Consider the following 15,169-nt stretch of genomic DNA (forward strand, 5'->3'; position numbering starts at 1 on the left):
GCCGTAACCGTGCCCGATCGACCGGTTTCCGTCCCGCCCTGCTCGTCGGATGATGCGTCCCGACGACCACGGTGTCGAACGGGGGTACGACATGGAACTGCACCGCAACCGGGGGGCGTTGGTGCTGCCCCTGGCCTGCGTGATCGGGGGCGGGGTGCTGCTGGCGCTGCCGGGGGAGCACGTGCTGCTGCGCCGGCTGGTCGCCGTCGGCGCCGTGCTGCTGGGCGGGGGCGTGCTGGTCGGCCTGCTGCGCCCGTTCCGGTTCGTCATCGGCGCCGACGGCCTGAGCGTCCGCCGCCCCGGGCTGCGCCGCACGATCGCGTGGGCGGAGGTCGCGGCGCTGGCGCTGGCCCGGCCGCCCGCCCGGCAGGGGCTGCCGTCGACGCCGCGACTGCTGCTGGTCCCCGCGCCGGGCGCGCTGGCCGACCTGCCGGCCGACGCGCACCACCCGGTCGACGGCCGGGCCGCGGTGGAACTGCTGGACCTGGCGCGGGTCCGGGAGAGGCCCGCCGAGGTGGCGGCGGCGCTGACCCGGCACGCCGGGGACCGTTTCGTCGACGCGCTCGGCGGGGCTCCTGCCGCCGACCGCCACCGCACCCCGTGACCACCGCCGGGGCCGGGCCGCGGCACAACTGGGCGGGCAACGTCCGCTACGCCGCCCGCCGCCACCACCGCCCCTCCTCGCTCGACGAGCTGCGCCGGCTGGTGGCGGGCAGCGACCGGCTCCGGGTGGTGGGCACGGGGCACTCGTTCAACCGCCTCGGCGACACCACCGGCGACCTGGTCTCGCTGGCCGGGCTGCCCGCGACCGTCGTGCTCGACCCGGACCGCCGGGCCGTCACCGTGCCGGCCGCCATGCGGTACGGAGACCTCGCGTCCTGGCTGCACGCGCGCGGGTACGCCCTGGCCAACCTCGCCTCGCTGCCGCACATCTCGGTCGCCGGGGCGGTCGCCACCGGCACCCACGGCTCGGGGGAGACGATCGGCAACCTGGCCAGCGCGGTCGCCGGGCTGGAACTGGTCACCGCCGGCGGCGACCTGCTGACCGTGGACCGGGCGGCCGACGGGGACACCTTCGCCGGGATGGTCGTGTCGCTGGGCGCGCTGGGCGTCGTCACCCGGGTCACCCTGGACGTGGTGCCGACCTTCGAGATCCGCCAGCACGTCCGCCTCGGCCTGTCCCGCGCGGCGCTGGACGCGGCGTTCGCCTCGGCGTACAGCGTCAGCGTCTTCACCGACTGGCGGTCGCCGCGGCTGCGGGAGGTGTGGGTCAAGCAGCGCGCGGACGCGGCCCCGCTCCCGGCGGACTGGCTCGGCACGACGGCGGCCGACGCGCCGCGGCACCCGGTGCCGGGCATGCCCGCGCGGAACTGCACCCCGCAACTCGGCGAGCCGGGCCCGTGGCACGAACGGCTGCCGCACTTCCGGCTGGAGTTCACGCCCAGCAGCGGGGCGGAGTTGCAGTCGGAGTACCACGTGCCGCGCGGCTCGGCGTCGGCGGCGCTGGCCGCGCTCGATCCGGTGGCGCACCTGATCGCGCCGGTGCTCCAGGTCTGCGAGCTGCGGACGGTGGCCGCCGACGGGCTGTGGCTCAGCCCGAACCACGGGCGGGACAGCCTGGCCATCCACTTCACCTGGACCGCCGACGCGGCGGCGGTGCTGCCGGTGGTGGCGGCGGTGGAGGAGCGGCTCGCGCCGTTCGCGCCGCGCCCGCACTGGGGGAAGGTCTTCGGCCTCGCCCCGGCGGCGGTCGCCGCGGCCCTGCCCCGGTACGCCGACTTCCTCGACCTGGCGCGCCGGCTCGACCCGGCCGGCACGTTCCGCACCGACCTGCTCGACCACTACCTTCCCCGCGACTAGCGACCGGGCCGGCTGCCCTGCATCTGATCGCGGAGGCTGCCGCGCTGCACCGCCCGGCTGATGTCGCTCGGCGAGACGATCCCGACGAGGCGGCCGTCGGCCACCACCAGCGCACGGCCGTCGGCGCACTCGCTGAGCCGGGGGAGCAGCTCGTTCAGCGGCTCGTCCGGCCGGGCGAGCACCAGCTCGTCGGCGCGGCAGGCCACCTCGGCCAGCGTGGTGCCGGCCCGACGGTCCGCCGGGATGCCGCGCACCCGGTCGAGGGTGACCAGGCCGACGGGCCGGTCGTCCTCGGTCAGCGGCAGCGCCGTGTGCCGGTACGCGAAGAGGTAGTGGTCGACGAAGTCGCCCACCGTCATCTGTCCCGACGCGGTCTGCGGCTGCGGCGTCATCACGTCGGCCACCCGGATGCCCTGAAGCGCGCTGCCCATCCGGGCCTGCCGCTCCTCCATGCCGGCGGCGCCGATCAGGAACCAACCGATCAGGGCAAGCCACAGCCCGCCGAAGCCGACGCCGGCCAGGAACTGCCACAGTCCCAGCCCGATCAGCACCGCGCCGAGCACCCAGCCGGCCCGGGCGGCGACGACCGACGCCTTCGTCCGGTCGCCGGTCGCCTTCCACACGGCGGCGCGCAGCAGCCGCCCGCCGTCGAGCGGGGCGGCCGGCAGCGCGTTGAAGACCGCCAGCAGCACGTTGATGCCGGCCAGCCAGGCCAGCGAGCCCAGCAGTAGCCCCTCCACCCCGGCCACGGCGAGCACCACCGCGATCGCGCCGAAGAAGAGCCCGATCAGCAGGCTCACCAGCGGGCCGACGCCGGCGATGCGCAGCTCCGCGCCCGGGTCGCGCGCCTCGCCGCGCAGCTCGGCCACCCCGCCGAAGAGCCAGAGGGTGATCCCGCCGACCTCCAGCCCGTTGCGCTTGGCGACGATCGCGTGCGACACCTCGTGGGCGAGCAGGCCGAGGAAGAAGACCACCGCCGCCGCGAGCCCCGCCAGGACGTACGCGGCGACGGGCCGGTCCGGGTAGGCCCGGGGGAACTGGTTGGCCGACAGCCCCCAGGCGATCAGCGCGAAGATGACCAGGACGCTCCAGTTGACCCCGACCGGCACGCCCGCGATCCGGCCGAGCCGGAAACTCGCCCTCATGTTTCGGGTACTACCCGCGATCGTCGCGCCCATGCCAGTTCGGCGGGGCATGCTGGCCGATGCCGCGACGGGCGGACCGTCGATGACGAGGTTCTGGCCGGTAGCCGCGCCGGGACCCGGCGTGGTCGGCGCTCAGGCCCACCGCCAGCGGAAATGACGGACGGCGACCCGCTGAACCAGTCGGGCCGCCGTTCGCAGAATGGAGATCAGAGCGGGCGGATGTTCTCCGCCTGCGGGCCCTTCTGGCCCTGGGTGATGTCGAACTCCACCCGCTGGTTCTCATCGAGGCTGCGGAAGCCGCTCGATGCGATCGCGGAGAAGTGGGCGAAGACGTCGGGGCCGCCGCCGTCCTGGGCGATGAAGCCGAAGCCCTTGTCGGCGTTGAACCACTTCACGGTACCTGTAGCCATGTCTGCTCCTTCGCAGGCTGTTGGAGACCGCACGGTGTGCGGACTCTTACGCCGCCGCGTTGATCGCCCGCGCCGAACCGACACGACAAACGAAAAGAGCGCCTGGATGAGGTTTCAGATAACCCCATCAGGCGCCGGAAACGTCTACGGAAATCAAAACTGCAACAAGGAGACCGTAGCACAGGCGGGTAACAGCCCTTCGTCTCCCTGCGTGTGTCCCTGTCCTGGCGGCGCGACATCCGCAGGTTCTTCGGGGTGCGGCAGACGGTCCTTCTCGTGGTGGAGAAGGACCGTGCGGCGCGGGGTCAGGTAGCGCCGGCCTGCTGGCGGCACTGGTGGTCGCGGTTGTGCTGGAGGGCTTCTTCCAGCTGGTCTTCGAGAATGATGATCCGGCAGGCGGCTTCGAGGGCGGTGCCCTGGTCGACCATCTCCCGGGCCCGTGCGGCCAGGCGCAGCTGGTAGCGGGAGTAGCGGCGATGTCCGCCGGCGGAGCGGAACGGGATGATCAGCTTCGCCTCGTCGAGGCGGCGCAGGAAATCCTGCGAGGCGCCCACGATCTCGGCGGCGCGGCCCATGGTGTAGGCGGGGTAGTCGTCGTCGTTGAGCATGTCGTCGGGTTGGGCCATGCATTCCTCTTCGTGAACGAGGGCCCCGGCGCGTGTTGCGCCGGGGCCCAGGGTTACGGGTTGAATACACCATCTACCGACAGGTTCGTCGGGTTCTCGTTTCCGCACCGTGCCGCTATCAGCAGGCGGTGCGAGGATCGCATAAGCGTGACCGGAGACCACCTCACGTTCGATGGGACTACGGCGTCCGCCTCAGAACTTGCACTACGTCCTGACGGCGGGCGATCCAACGGCGTCCAGCCCTCCCTTTCCTCTTCTTGCATTGCCTACGGTTGCTATCCGCCGATGCCGGAGCCCCACGCGACTTCATGGCCCCGCACATGTGCGGCGGATCCTTGCTGCATCAGGCGGAGCCCCGAACCTTGCATCGGCCCTGCCTGCGGTCTGCCCTGACCTGGAGTTACGTCAAGGTCTTGTCCTGCACTTGCCGTGTTGCGTGCGGTGATGTGGTTTCACCGCAGTTGCCGAGCGAGCCGCGAGAAGTTCCGGGCCCTGCTTCGACGCTCCTGCTCTCGTCAGCGTCTTTAACCGATCTCTGTCGTCAACGGAGGCAACATTACCCAGCCCCACCAAGAATGTCTAGTCTCGGGAGACCAGATTTTCTCGGCCGCTGATCGCGGGTTTCCCCACCGTGCCGCCGGCCCGTGGCGATGTGCGCCCGGCGACGCGCAGGTCAGCCAGCGCTTCAAGGTGACCCGCGCGGTACGCGAGGTCCTGCTGGGGGCGTCTGGCATCGGCCACACTCGCCGCTCGCCTGGCGGGTCTGGGCCGGGCCGCCACAGTGCTCGGCGGGCCGGTCCGGTTCGTGGCTGTCTGAGCTGCGGTACGTAATCAACCGCTTACGGCGACGTTGACGGCTTCCCCGTGGACGTATACCTATGTAGTCATCGTCGTCAATTTCCCGGTCGCCGCCACGAGCCGATGGCCGGGAGACGCAGAGGAGTCCATGTGAACCGACGTACCTTCCGCCGCGCCGTCCTGTCACTCGGCATCGCGACGACCACCCTGGTCGCAGCGGTCGGCACCCCGGCGTACGCCCGGCCCGACCACCCCGCACCGGCCCCGGCGGTCGCCAGCCCGGTGTTCGCCATCACCGACGGCGTGGCCCGTCAGGTGGCCCTCACCGGTCGGTCCGAGCTGACCCGGTTGGGCGGCTCCGCCGTGAACGGCCCGGTCGACCTGCTCGCCGCTGGCGTCGACGCCCGGCTCGCCGGTGACCTCCGCGCCGCCAACCAGCGGCTGCTGGTCGCCAAGGGCCTGCCGGGCGGCACCGGCTCGCTGCTGCGGCTGCGGCTGGCTCACCCGGACATGCGCGCGGCGCTGACCCGCGGCGAAGCGCCGCTGGTGGCCGCCACCCCGCCCGACGACTCGGCGACGAGCGTGACCGCCTACGACCGCTCCGGCGGCACGGTGGTGCTGGATGCCACGCGGGTGCCGCGGCAGCCGGTGCTCGTGGTGGACGTGGACACCGAGCGGGCGCTCACCGCGGGGCTGGCGATGATGCGCCAGGAGCTGGGCGAGAGGGGCATCGGCCGGGCGGCTCCGGCGCGTCCCGCGACCCGCGCCTCCGGGGTGACCGCGTCGGCCGGTTACTGGGCCACCAAGGTCGACGCCGTCCGGCTGAGCGACGACGAGGAGCCCTGGATCAAGGGCGACGCCGAGATCTACAACCTCGTGGCCGGGTTCGGGTTGGACGGCAAGGTGAAGGTCGACCTCGTGCAGATGCCGTACCTGGATCACGACGGCACCACCTACTACCCGAACCAGCTGCTGGTGCACTTCTCGTCGTACAAGTACAACCTGGCCGACGTGGTGATGATGGAGGACGACGGGGACACCAACTACGCGGCCCTGGTCAAGGCCATCGCGGGCGCCCTGCTGGTGATCGTGGACGGTGGCGTGTACACCCCGGTGGTCAACGCGATCCTTGACGCCATCCCCACCTCCTGGTACACCGACGACCCGGACTTCGTGGACGCCTGGTACACCCTGAGCACCGCCAGCAGCGGCCGGAAGCACGGCGCGGGCGCCAACGGCTGGATGGACGTCACCCCGTACTGGGTCGCGCAGTTCTGACCGGCCCGCTCGACCCCGTTGGACGTCTTCGAGCAGCGGGTCTTTCCATCTACGTATTTCCATGCATTACAGTGACGCCGTGCCAGCCCGTACGGGTACAGGCGGCCCACGACGGCCTCCCGGCACCCCCTACTTTCCGTGGAGAGGTGCTCGTGATCAGTAACTCCTCAGCGCGCCGCCGCACCCTGCTGGCTGCCGCCGCTGGTTTCGTCGTGGCTCCGTGGGCGGCGACCGGCGTCGCGCACGCGGCGGTCCCGAAGGTCTACCTCGACCCCGGGCATGGCGGCACCGACCCCGGCGCCGTCGGCAACGGCCTGACCGAGAAGGCCCTGACCCTGAGCATCGCGCTTCAGACCCGCGACATCCTCAAGGCCAATTACAGCGTCGACGTACGGATGTCCCGCACCTCGGACATCACCCGCAGTCTCACGTACCGTACGAGCGACGCCAACGCGTGGGGCGCCACGATCTTCGTCAGCATCCACATCAACTCCGGCGGCGGTACGGGTTTCGAGAGCTACCGGTACCCGGGCACCTCCAGCGCCCTGCACAGTCCGGTGCACTCCCGGGTCCTGTCGGGCATGCGCACCGTCGGCTCGGTCACCGACCGCGGCCTGAAGACCGCCAACTTCCATGTGCTGCGCGAGACCGCCATGCCCGCCGTCCTGACCGAGAACCTGTTCATCGACACCGTGGCCGACGCGAACCTGCTCAAGCGCGCCGCCTTCATCACCGCCACCGCCCGAGGGCACGCCAACGGCATCGCCGCCTACCTCGGCCTCTAGGGTGCTGCGTCGCTGAATCGCCTGCCCGCCGCGGCGGGTCCGGCGAGGACGCCCGTCCGTGGTCCTGGCCGTACGTACGGGGGTGGCTGCTCGTTCAGGTCGGCAGCCACCCCATGTCTGGCCGTGACGGAGTCAGCCAGCGGCTTTGGCGACGATGCGACTGATCTCCTCCTGACCGAAGGCCCGCATGGTCGTGGTACGGACGTTGCCCGCCCCGCCGAGCCGCAGGAGCGCCGCGGAGGCGGTTTCGTCGTCCGGCGCCTCGACGATGGCCACGAGGTCGTACGGACCGGCGGTCCACCAGATGTTCAGGAGATTCGCCCCGAGCTTCTGTGTCGCTGCGGCGAAGGCCTCGGCGCGCTTCGCGGTGTCCTTGAAGCCTTGGATCCCCTGATCGGTCCAGTTCAGCAACGCGACATACGTCGGCATGGCCCTCCACCTCCACGAAGAGATCTCATCGTAAGGCAATTTCTGGGCATAATGGCCGAAAGTGACCAGCCGGTCGCCGCCGGTGGTGGACTCGAGCGCGACCGGTGTGGCGTGACGGGCTGATGGCATTCCGTCAGTATGCAGCGGGTATGGTCGGAGTATGACTCGCCGCATCACGATCAGCCTGCCCGACGACGTGGCCGCGTACGTCGAGCGCACGCAGGGCACCACGTCCGGTTTCATCGCCGGGATCCTTCGGCGGAAGATGCGTGCCGACAGTCTTCGTGCGAAGTGGGCGCAGCTCGGCTACGTGGTCACCGACGAGGACGTCGAGCAGACCCGCGACCGCCTGGCGGCCCTCGCGCCCGTCAGCGACGAGCAGCACGCCCGCAACGTCGAGTGGCTCAGCCAGTTCGACAACGAGGGGACCGCCGCCGCGTGAACGGTCTCGTCCTCGACACCTCCGCCCTGCTGGCGTACGCGTCGGGCACGAGCGTCGAGCCCGGTGCCATGCTGACCCTGGCCGAGGAGGATCCCGACCAGCAGGTGTGGATTCCGGCGCTCTGTCTCGGGCAGGCGCAACTCGAACTCGCGGGCACGTCCGCCGCCGCCATGCTTGATCTGCTGTTCACGGAGGACCGCGACATCCAGGTGGCGGTCTACGACGCTGCGACGAGTCGGCGGGTGGCCCGCATCGCGGCCGCGTTCACCGTGTCACTGGACGTCGCGCACGCGATCGCCACGGCGATCCTCTACCGGTGTTATCTGGTGACCCGGGACCGGAAGGCCATCGAAGCGGCGGCGCCACCCGGCTTGGACGTCTTCGACATCGGCGAGACCTGGGACTGACGCGCACAGGTCGGGTGGTCCTCCGCTCTTGAGCCAGTCGGCGAACTGCCGCCGCTTCTCGTCGCCATGCCGACAGCCGGCCGGGTCCGAGTCTGTCCGCCCCGTCGGGGATAGTGGCGAGGTGGCTGGGTTGACCGTGGAGAGCGACGACGCGTACCTCTGGCTGGAAGATCTTGATGGCGCGGACGCCGCGCGGTGGGTGCGGGACCGCAACGCGGAGACCGTGGCCGCCCTGACCGGCGGAGAGGCATTCGAGGCCCTGCGCGCCGAGCTCCGCCAGGTGCTCGACGCGGACGACCGCATCCCCTACCCCGGGTGGCGCGGCGACCACCTCTACTACAACTTCTGGACCGACGCGGCGCGCCCGCGCGGGGTCTGGCGACGGACGACGCTCGAGCAGTACCGCCGGCCGGAGCCGGAGTGGGACGTGCTGCTCGACCTGGACGCGCTGGCCGCCGAGGAGGGCGAGAACTGGGTCTGGGGCGGGGCGACAGTGCTGCGGCCCGGCTACGGGCGCGCCCTGTTGAGCCTCTCCCGGGGCGGGGGCGACGCGGTCGTGGTGCGGGAGTTCGACCTCGACCGCCGCGTCTTCGTCGAGGACGGCTTCACGCTGCCCGAGGCGAAGAGCGACGTGGGCTGGATCGACGCCGACCAGATCTACGTCGCCACCGACTTCGGGCCGGGCTCGCTGACCTCCTCCGGCTATCCCCGGGTGGTCAAGCGGTGGCGGCGGGGCACGCCGCTGGCCGAGGCCGAGACCGTCCACGAGGGGCACGCCGACGACGTCGCCGTCTGGGCCTCGCACGACCCGACGCCCGGCTTCGAGCGCGACTTCGTGGGCCGCCGGCTGGACTTCTTCCGCTCGGAGCAGCACCTGCTGACCGCGACGGGGGAGCGGATCCCCGTGGCCGTGCCGGAGGACGCCGGGTGGGACGTGCACCGGGAGTGGCTGCTCGTCCGGCCGCGCTCGCCGTGGGCGGTCGGCGGGGTGACCCACCCCGCGGGCGCCCTGCTGGCTACCCGGTTCGACGCGTTCCTCGCCGGGGAGCGGGAGATGACGGTGCTCTTCCGCCCCGACGACCGTACGGCGCTCAGCGGCTGGTCCTGGACCCGTAACCGGCTGATGCTGGCCACCCTCGTCGACGTGAAGAGCCGGCTGGAGGTGCTGACGCCCGACGGGGAGGGTTGGCGGCGGGAGGCGCTGCCCGGGGTGCCGGAGTTCGACCACAGCGAGGTCGTGGACACCGACCCGGACAACGACGACGCCTACCTGCTCGCCTCGGAGGGGTTCCTCCAGCCGGCGACGCTGCGTCTCGGGCAGGTCGGCGGCGCGGTCGAGACGCTCAAGCGGGCACCGGCGTCCTTCGACGCGGACGGCCTGGCGGTACGCCAGTTCTTCGCCACCTCGGCCGACGGCACGCGGGTGCCGTACTTCGTGGTCGGGGACGCGGACGCGCCCGCCGGTCCGACGCTGCTCACCGGCTACGGCGGGTTCGAGATCCCCCTGACCCCGCACTACAGCGGGGTGATCGGCCGGGGGTGGCTGGCCCGGGGCGGCACCTACGTGGTGGCGAACATCCGGGGCGGCGGGGAGTACGGCCCCGGGTGGCACCGCGCCGCGCTGCGGGAGGACCGGCCCCGCGCGTACGAGGACTTCGCGGCGGTGGCGGCGGACCTGGTGAGCCGGGGTGTCACCACGCCGCAGCGGCTCGGGGTCGAGGGCGGCAGCAACGGCGGCCTCCTGACGGGGGTGATGCTCACCCGCCACCCGTCGCTCTTCGGGGCGGTCGTCGCGCACGTGCCGCTGCTGGACATGCGGCGCTACCACCGGATGCTGGCCGGCGCCTCGTGGATGGCCGAGTACGGCGACCCGGACGTGGCGGCCGACTGGGAGTTCCTGCGCGGCTACTCGCCGTACCACAACGTCGACGGCGACCGGGCGTACCCGCCGGTCCTGCTCGTCACCTCGACCCGCGACGACCGGGTGCATCCCGGGCACGCCCGCAAGATGGCGGCCCGGCTGCGCGAGCACGGCCACGACGTGGCCTACTACGAGAACGTCGAGGGCGGGCACGGCGCGGCGGCCAACAACGCGCAGCGCGCGTTCGTCTGGGCGCTGACGCTGGAGTTCCTGTGGCGGAAGCTGGCCGGACGGCCACACCAGCCCTTGCCGCGCCAGCTTGTGCCGGTCGACGGCGAGTCCACCGACCGGGCATCCGACCGGCTCCGATGATCACAGAGTGGGTGGCGGCTACTGGGATGTCAGTCGGCGGTGCCGGCCGGAACGACCCAGGTCGTGGGCTGTCCGGTGATTGAGGTGATCATGTCGAAGTCGCCGTCGTAGTGGAGGACGGTGACTCCGTGTCGCTCGGCGGTGGCCGCGATGAGCAGATCCGCCATCGAGAGTGCACGGTGGTTGCCCTTGTGCAGCGCCTGCACCTGGATGTCGATCGCTCGGTCCCAGACGTCGTCGGGCGTGAACAGCCATCGGAAGCCGCTCAGCAGCCACCGGGCACGCTGTGCGTCCTTGGCGGTGCGAGCACTGTGGATGACCTCGATCTCCACCGCCCCGCATACCGCGAGTAGCCCCCGCTCGGAGAGCTCTTCGAGTACCGGGGCCACGCGTGGCTTGGGCCAGCGGGCGAGCGCTGACTTGTCCAGCAGGTAGTGCTCGTGATTCACGCCGCGTCCGGCTTGGTCGCCTCGACGGGGCCGGTGAGATCGGGCAGCCCTCCGCTCTTGAGCCAGTCGGCGAACTGTCGCCGCTTCTCGCGGTCGACGATCGCCTTGAGGGCTGCGTTGACGGTGGCCTTCTTGGTCGTGGTGCCGAGGATCTTGCCGGCCTCGGCGAGCAGCTCGTCATCGACGTCGAGAATCGTCCGGCTCACGGTTGACTCCTCGGTAGGCGGTACCGCCGATGATATCAATCTGACGGTGCCTTGCTATCACCTCGCTGGGCGTGCCACCGGGAGCCGACGTGCGCGAGCGGCGCCGGCGTTCAGGCCGTCGGGGGCGGGGCGGGTAGCTCGTCGACCACCACGACCTCGGTGCCGGGGCGGACCTTCGCCAGCAGTTCCCGCTGCCCGCTCTTCGTCAGCCGGATGCAGCCGTTGGTGGTGTTCCGGCCCAGCTCGCCGTCGTGGTACCAGCTGTGGATGCCGATGTGCGCCCCGCGCAGGCCGGCCGGCACCGAGTCGGGGTCGTCGGGCACCGAGCCGAGGGCGTAGATGTCGACGCCCCCGTACACGCTCTGCGGCGGCGGGGTGCGGCCCAGGATGAAGGTCCGGCCCAGCGGGGTCTCCTGGCCGCGCTGGCCGAGGCTGACCTCCCAGCTGCGCACGGCCCGGCCGGCGCGGTACCAGGTGAGGCGGTGGTGCTTGCGTTCGATCACGATCTGGTCGGTCAGCGCCACGGTGGTGTGGCCGCCGGGCGGCAGCCAGGCGAGCGTGCGGTTGGCCGACGGGAGCAGCACCGCCGTCCAGCCGGCCCGCCGCTGGGCGATCGGCATGGTCAGCTCGACGCCGCTGATGGTGGGGTCGAGGAACGCCAGCGGCCGGCCGCCGGGGGCGGTGTAGGCGGCGATGCGGCGGGTCGGGTGCAGGCCCTCGGTCAGCGGCGTGGTGTCCATCGTGTCCGGGTCGGCCGGGAAGCCGGTGGGCGCCGGGCCGTAGTCGACCACCGGCAGGTCGTCCGGCGCGGGCGCGGCGACGGGCACCCGCTCCGGCGCGGCGCTGGTCGGGGCCGCGCCGGTCGGCGCGGGCGGCCCGACGACGACCGGCGGCGCGGTGGGCTCGGCTCCGGGGGTCAGCACCCAGCCGGTGGCCCCGCCGACCAGCAGGAGCAGGGGTACGCCGACGGCGGCGGCCAGCGCTCGGACGTGTCGCCGGTTCATTCGGTCAAAACGCACAAACTAACTGTAACGGGTGAACAGCGGCGAAACCCCGTCCCGGCCGGAATGCCGGCCGGGACGGGGTCCGCAGGGGTGGAGCCTCAGCTCAGCCGCGCGCCCACGTGGATGGCGATCGCGTCGTGGGCGGGCACGTTCGCGGCGAACCAGCCGCCGCCGTCCACGGTGATCACCGGCCCGCTGCACGTGCCGTTGCTGAAGGTGCCGTGGACGACGTCGCAGTAGCGACCGGCCGGCAGCCCGCTCTGGTACGACCGGCCGTTGACCGCGGAGTCCTCGTCGTTGATCGTGACGAAGCCCTTGCCGGACCGGCCGAAGGCGATGTGGTTGTTGCCGTTGTCGTACCAGTTGACGACGCCGGCGCCCTCGGTGGCGTTGCGGAAGCCGACCATGTTGGCGATGACCGGCCAGCGGTGCTCGCACTCCCAGCCGGAGTAGCAGGTGGCGTTCAGGGTCCGTCCCGAGCTGTCCGAGGGCGGGCCCTGGTCGCGCTGGCTGAACGTGTAGCTCGACATCACCGTCGGGGAGCCGTACGGCCAGGCGAGCATGAACGCGTTGGCCAGCGCGTAGATGCCGCGGTCGCGGTAGGTCAGCACCCCGCCGACGTCGCGCTGGGTGTCGTGGTTGTCCACGAAGACGGCCGCCGACCCGCTGGGCAGGTGCCCCCAGCCCTCGCCGAAGTTGCGCAGGTAGGCCAGCTTCTCGGAGCGGAAGACCCGGGCCAGGTCCTTGCCGTAGCGGAACTCGTGCACGTCGCCGTTGCCGGTGTACTCACCCGGCTGGATGGGCTCGCCGGCGCCGTGGATCACCTCCTGCACGATGTACGCCGAGCGGGACAGCTTGCCCCTGATGGCGGCGATGTCGGCGGCCGGCATGTGCTTGCTGGCGTCCATCCGGAAGCCGTCGACGCCCAGCGAGAGCAGGTCGTTGAGGTAGCCGGCGATCTTCGTCCGGACGTAGTCCGACTCGGTCTTCAGGTCGGCGAGGTTGACCAGCTCGCAGTTCTGCACCTCCCACCGGTCGTTGTAGTTGGCGATGTCGTCGCCGCCGTTGCGGCCGCAGTGGTGGAAGTCCTGCGTCTGGTAGATCCCCGGGTAGTCGTAGTGCCCGTACGACGAGCCGGCCCAGCCGGTGCCGCCGTTGTCCTGCCCGGACATGTGGTTGACGACCGCGTCGACGACCACCTTCACCCCGGCGGCGTGGCAGGTGTCGACCATGGACTTGAACTGCGCGCGGGTGCCCTTGCGGGACTCGATCCGGTAGCTGACCGGCTGGTACGCCAGCCACCACTGCGAGCCCCGCACGTGTTCCTGGGGCGGCGAGACCTGCACCCAGCCGTAGCCTTTCGGGCCGAGATTGGTGCGGCACTCGGTGGCCACCGACGACCAGTTCCACTCGAAGAGGTTGGCGATGACCTTCTTGCCACCTGCCGGGGCCGCGCCGGCCGGGGGAGTGGTCGCGGCGGTGGGGACGATCAGGCCGGCGATCACGCCGAGGGCGACGATCGCCGACAACCGTCGACGTCTCTGCATGGAGGACTCCTGACGGGGGATGGGGGACGGGACGGTGGCGAGGCCGGGAGGCCCCGGTGGTGCCGGGATCTTGCAGTACGGCTTGAAAATTTCCGAAAGGTTACAAGCGCATTGCAAGCGCTGTCAATGCATGGCCATGTATGGATGTCTTCGCGCTGCCGGCCTCGTGCGACGGACAGGCGCCTGCGATCGAGCGGTCAGGTGGCCGCGTCGAGCCAGCGTCGCCAGCTCGTGCGGGTGGGAGTCTGCTCGGGATGCGCGGCCACATGGAGGACGAACTGTGCCCGGAGCCGGACCAGGGGATCGTCGGCGGACGTCAGCGTCTCCACCTCATGGAGGAACGGCGAGTCGTGGAGCTGACGGACCAGGCTTGCGTACAGCCAGTCCTTGCACCGGTACGGTCGCCTCAGTGCCGCGAGGATCAGCTCAGCGATCTGTGGCCTGATGGCCGCCGGGAGACCGCCCCGACCGAGCCGGCGAAGGAGCATCTCCTTCGTTCCCCAGCGGGACCACATCCACGACTCCGGCGCTCCCCACTCGTCGGGATGCTCCGCCTCCCACCGCAGGTAGAGGGCCACGATCGGCGCCCACCGTGCGCGGTCGTCGTCCGAAGCGTCCCGGAAGGCATCGAGAGGTCCGTGGATCGTCTGCGCCTGATGCCACCGGAAGTCGGCGCGCGCCTGGTCCAACCTCGCGGCGAGTCGAGCCTGACCGGACCTCGACCGGTGGTGCGCTGCCCACAGACCGTTCGACAGGTGCAACGCTTCACTCGCCGCGGCGAGCAGTGCCTGATGCCGAGCAAGCGCATGGTGACGTACGACCGGATCGACCGCCACCAGGTCGAACAGCCAGGAGTAGTCGCCGCGCGGCGCCGCAGACACCATGGCAGCTTGCCATCCCCGCCCAACCAGGAAGCAGCGGCACCGACAGGCGTCAGCAGAGGTGTCGGCTCCGCCAGAGAACTCGTCAGGTGGAGCCGACGAGCAGCCCGCGATCGGCCATGAAGGCTCGCAACGTCTCCGCGTCCTCAGCGGACATCAAGCGGCGTGGAATCACGGTCGCCGGCATCCGGCCGACGTACACGATCCAGAACTCAGGGGTGTCCCGCACCCGAGCCACCCCGTCCCAGGCGATACCGCCGGACTCCGAGCCGCTGCGCATCATGATGTTGTCGTCGGTGATGTCGTAGGCGCCCTCGACTGCGTATTGACCGGAGCGCCGACGGGCCCGCCACTGCACCCACGGCGAGTACAACATCGACAGCAGGCCACCCAGGACCATCGCCATGCACAGCGACGAGACCCGGTCACCCCACGAGAACCCCCGCGAGACGGCAAACCCGATCGCCCCGACCACCGCCAGTACCGCACCGATGTAGCCGAACTTGCGCAACCGGACACTGCCGAGCGCAGCGGCCACGCGGCCCGGGTAGGCGGGATCAGCTGGGACGTCGAAACGGATGTGCACGCCAGAACGATAGTGCCCCCTACCGTCCGTCGGCAGCGCCTGACTCGCACCGGCTGGCCGTCAGCGGTAGGAGGCACCTCGTC

At 71.3% G+C, this 15,169-nt stretch carries 17 protein-coding genes; 7 read left to right on the forward strand and 10 right to left on the reverse strand.

Features of this window, described 5'->3' with window-relative positions:
* Positions 1 to 49 precede the first annotated feature (49 nt).
* Together ABZ573_RS06470 and ABZ573_RS06475 are read left to right on the forward strand one after the other, a co-directional pair.
* Positions 50 to 604: a hypothetical protein gene (locus tag ABZ573_RS06470; RefSeq protein WP_151453709.1), complete on the forward strand. Its 555-nt coding sequence runs from the start codon at positions 50 to 52 to the stop codon at positions 602 to 604.
* Positions 601 to 1,860, forward strand: coding sequence for an FAD-binding protein (locus ABZ573_RS06475; RefSeq protein ID WP_327029263.1), 1,260 nt, complete (start codon positions 601 to 603; stop codon positions 1,858 to 1,860). Before ABZ573_RS06470 ends, ABZ573_RS06475 begins: the two co-directional genes overlap by 4 nt.
* Here ABZ573_RS06475 and ABZ573_RS06480 read toward each other — a convergent pair.
* From ABZ573_RS06480 to ABZ573_RS06490, 3 genes are all read right to left on the reverse strand, one after another.
* Positions 1,857 to 3,005, reverse strand: coding sequence for a site-2 protease family protein (locus ABZ573_RS06480; protein WP_151453710.1), 1,149 nt, complete (start codon positions 3,003 to 3,005; stop codon positions 1,857 to 1,859). The two genes, ABZ573_RS06475 and ABZ573_RS06480, sit on opposite strands and share 4 nt — an antisense overlap.
* A gap of 206 nt (positions 3,006 to 3,211) precedes the next feature.
* The gene (locus ABZ573_RS06485) at positions 3,212 to 3,415 is read right to left on the reverse strand and encodes a cold-shock protein (RefSeq protein WP_151453711.1); all 204 of its coding nucleotides are present in this window, start codon (positions 3,413 to 3,415) and stop codon (positions 3,212 to 3,214) included.
* 305 nt (positions 3,416 to 3,720) lie between these two features.
* Positions 3,721 to 4,041 (reverse strand): MerR family transcriptional regulator, encoded by a 321-nt coding sequence (locus ABZ573_RS06490; protein WP_132237156.1) that lies wholly within the window; start codon positions 4,039 to 4,041, stop codon positions 3,721 to 3,723.
* Positions 4,042 to 4,989: 948 nt separating this feature from the next.
* Between ABZ573_RS06490 and ABZ573_RS06495 the strand changes: the two genes are divergently transcribed.
* The gene (locus ABZ573_RS06495; RefSeq protein WP_358116291.1) at positions 4,990 to 6,117 is read left to right on the forward strand and encodes a DUF3103 family protein; all 1,128 of its coding nucleotides are present in this window, start codon (positions 4,990 to 4,992) and stop codon (positions 6,115 to 6,117) included.
* A 146-nt stretch (positions 6,118 to 6,263) separates the two neighbouring features.
* The gene (locus tag ABZ573_RS06500; RefSeq protein WP_305069285.1) at positions 6,264 to 6,902 is read left to right on the forward strand and encodes an N-acetylmuramoyl-L-alanine amidase; all 639 of its coding nucleotides are present in this window, start codon (positions 6,264 to 6,266) and stop codon (positions 6,900 to 6,902) included.
* Positions 6,903 to 7,034: 132 nt separating this feature from the next.
* Here the strand turns inward: ABZ573_RS06500 and ABZ573_RS06505 are convergent, their stop codons facing one another.
* The gene (locus ABZ573_RS06505; RefSeq protein WP_358116294.1) at positions 7,035 to 7,460 is read right to left on the reverse strand and encodes a GYD domain-containing protein; all 426 of its coding nucleotides are present in this window, start codon (positions 7,458 to 7,460) and stop codon (positions 7,035 to 7,037) included.
* A gap of 31 nt (positions 7,461 to 7,491) precedes the next feature.
* On the opposite strand from ABZ573_RS06505, the gene ABZ573_RS06510 reads away from it, so the two are divergent.
* The 3 genes from ABZ573_RS06510 (at position 7,492) to ABZ573_RS06520 (ending at position 10,413) form a co-directional block, all read left to right on the forward strand.
* On the forward strand, positions 7,492 to 7,773 hold the full coding sequence (locus ABZ573_RS06510) for a hypothetical protein (RefSeq protein WP_151453714.1): 282 nt from the start codon (positions 7,492 to 7,494) through the stop codon (positions 7,771 to 7,773).
* Positions 7,770 to 8,180 carry a PIN domain-containing protein gene (locus tag ABZ573_RS06515; protein WP_358116297.1) on the forward strand — a complete coding sequence of 137 codons (411 nt, stop codon included), beginning with the start codon at positions 7,770 to 7,772 and terminating at the stop codon, positions 8,178 to 8,180. The genes ABZ573_RS06510 and ABZ573_RS06515 overlap by 4 nt, the downstream gene beginning before the upstream one ends.
* 121 nt (positions 8,181 to 8,301) lie before the next feature.
* Positions 8,302 to 10,413, forward strand: a complete 2,112-nt coding sequence (locus ABZ573_RS06520; RefSeq protein WP_358116300.1) for a prolyl oligopeptidase family serine peptidase — start codon at positions 8,302 to 8,304, stop codon at positions 10,411 to 10,413.
* Positions 10,414 to 10,442: 29 nt separating this feature from the next.
* On the opposite strand, the gene ABZ573_RS06525 is transcribed toward ABZ573_RS06520, so the two are convergent.
* The 6 genes from ABZ573_RS06525 to ABZ573_RS06550 form a co-directional block, all read right to left on the reverse strand.
* Positions 10,443 to 10,862 carry a PIN domain nuclease gene (locus ABZ573_RS06525; protein WP_151456769.1) on the reverse strand — a complete coding sequence of 140 codons (420 nt, stop codon included), beginning with the start codon at positions 10,860 to 10,862 and terminating at the stop codon, positions 10,443 to 10,445.
* Positions 10,859 to 11,068 (reverse strand): type II toxin-antitoxin system VapB family antitoxin, encoded by a 210-nt coding sequence (locus tag ABZ573_RS06530; protein WP_151456768.1) that lies wholly within the window; start codon positions 11,066 to 11,068, stop codon positions 10,859 to 10,861. Before ABZ573_RS06530 ends, ABZ573_RS06525 begins: the two co-directional genes overlap by 4 nt.
* Positions 11,069 to 11,178: 110 nt before the next feature.
* On the reverse strand, positions 11,179 to 12,087 hold the full coding sequence (locus tag ABZ573_RS06535) for a L,D-transpeptidase (RefSeq protein ID WP_225852434.1): 909 nt from the start codon (positions 12,085 to 12,087) through the stop codon (positions 11,179 to 11,181).
* 83 nt (positions 12,088 to 12,170) lie between these two features.
* Entirely contained in the window at positions 12,171 to 13,619 is a 1,449-nt protein-coding gene (locus ABZ573_RS06540) for an alpha-amylase family protein (protein ID WP_151456767.1), read from the reverse strand.
* A 197-nt stretch (positions 13,620 to 13,816) separates the two neighbouring features.
* A complete protein-coding gene (locus ABZ573_RS06545) occupies positions 13,817 to 14,503 on the reverse strand; it encodes a hypothetical protein (RefSeq protein ID WP_151456766.1) in 687 nt (228 codons plus the stop codon).
* Between the two features lie 82 nt (positions 14,504 to 14,585).
* Positions 14,586 to 15,086: a YcxB family protein gene (locus tag ABZ573_RS06550; RefSeq protein ID WP_151456765.1), complete on the reverse strand. Its 501-nt coding sequence runs from the start codon at positions 15,084 to 15,086 to the stop codon at positions 14,586 to 14,588.
* Positions 15,087 to 15,169: the final 83 nt, after the last annotated feature.

The sequence above is a fragment of the Micromonospora sp. NPDC007220 genome, from assembly GCF_040634035.1.
GTDB lineage: Bacteria > Actinomycetota > Actinomycetes > Mycobacteriales > Micromonosporaceae > Micromonospora > Micromonospora reichwaldensis.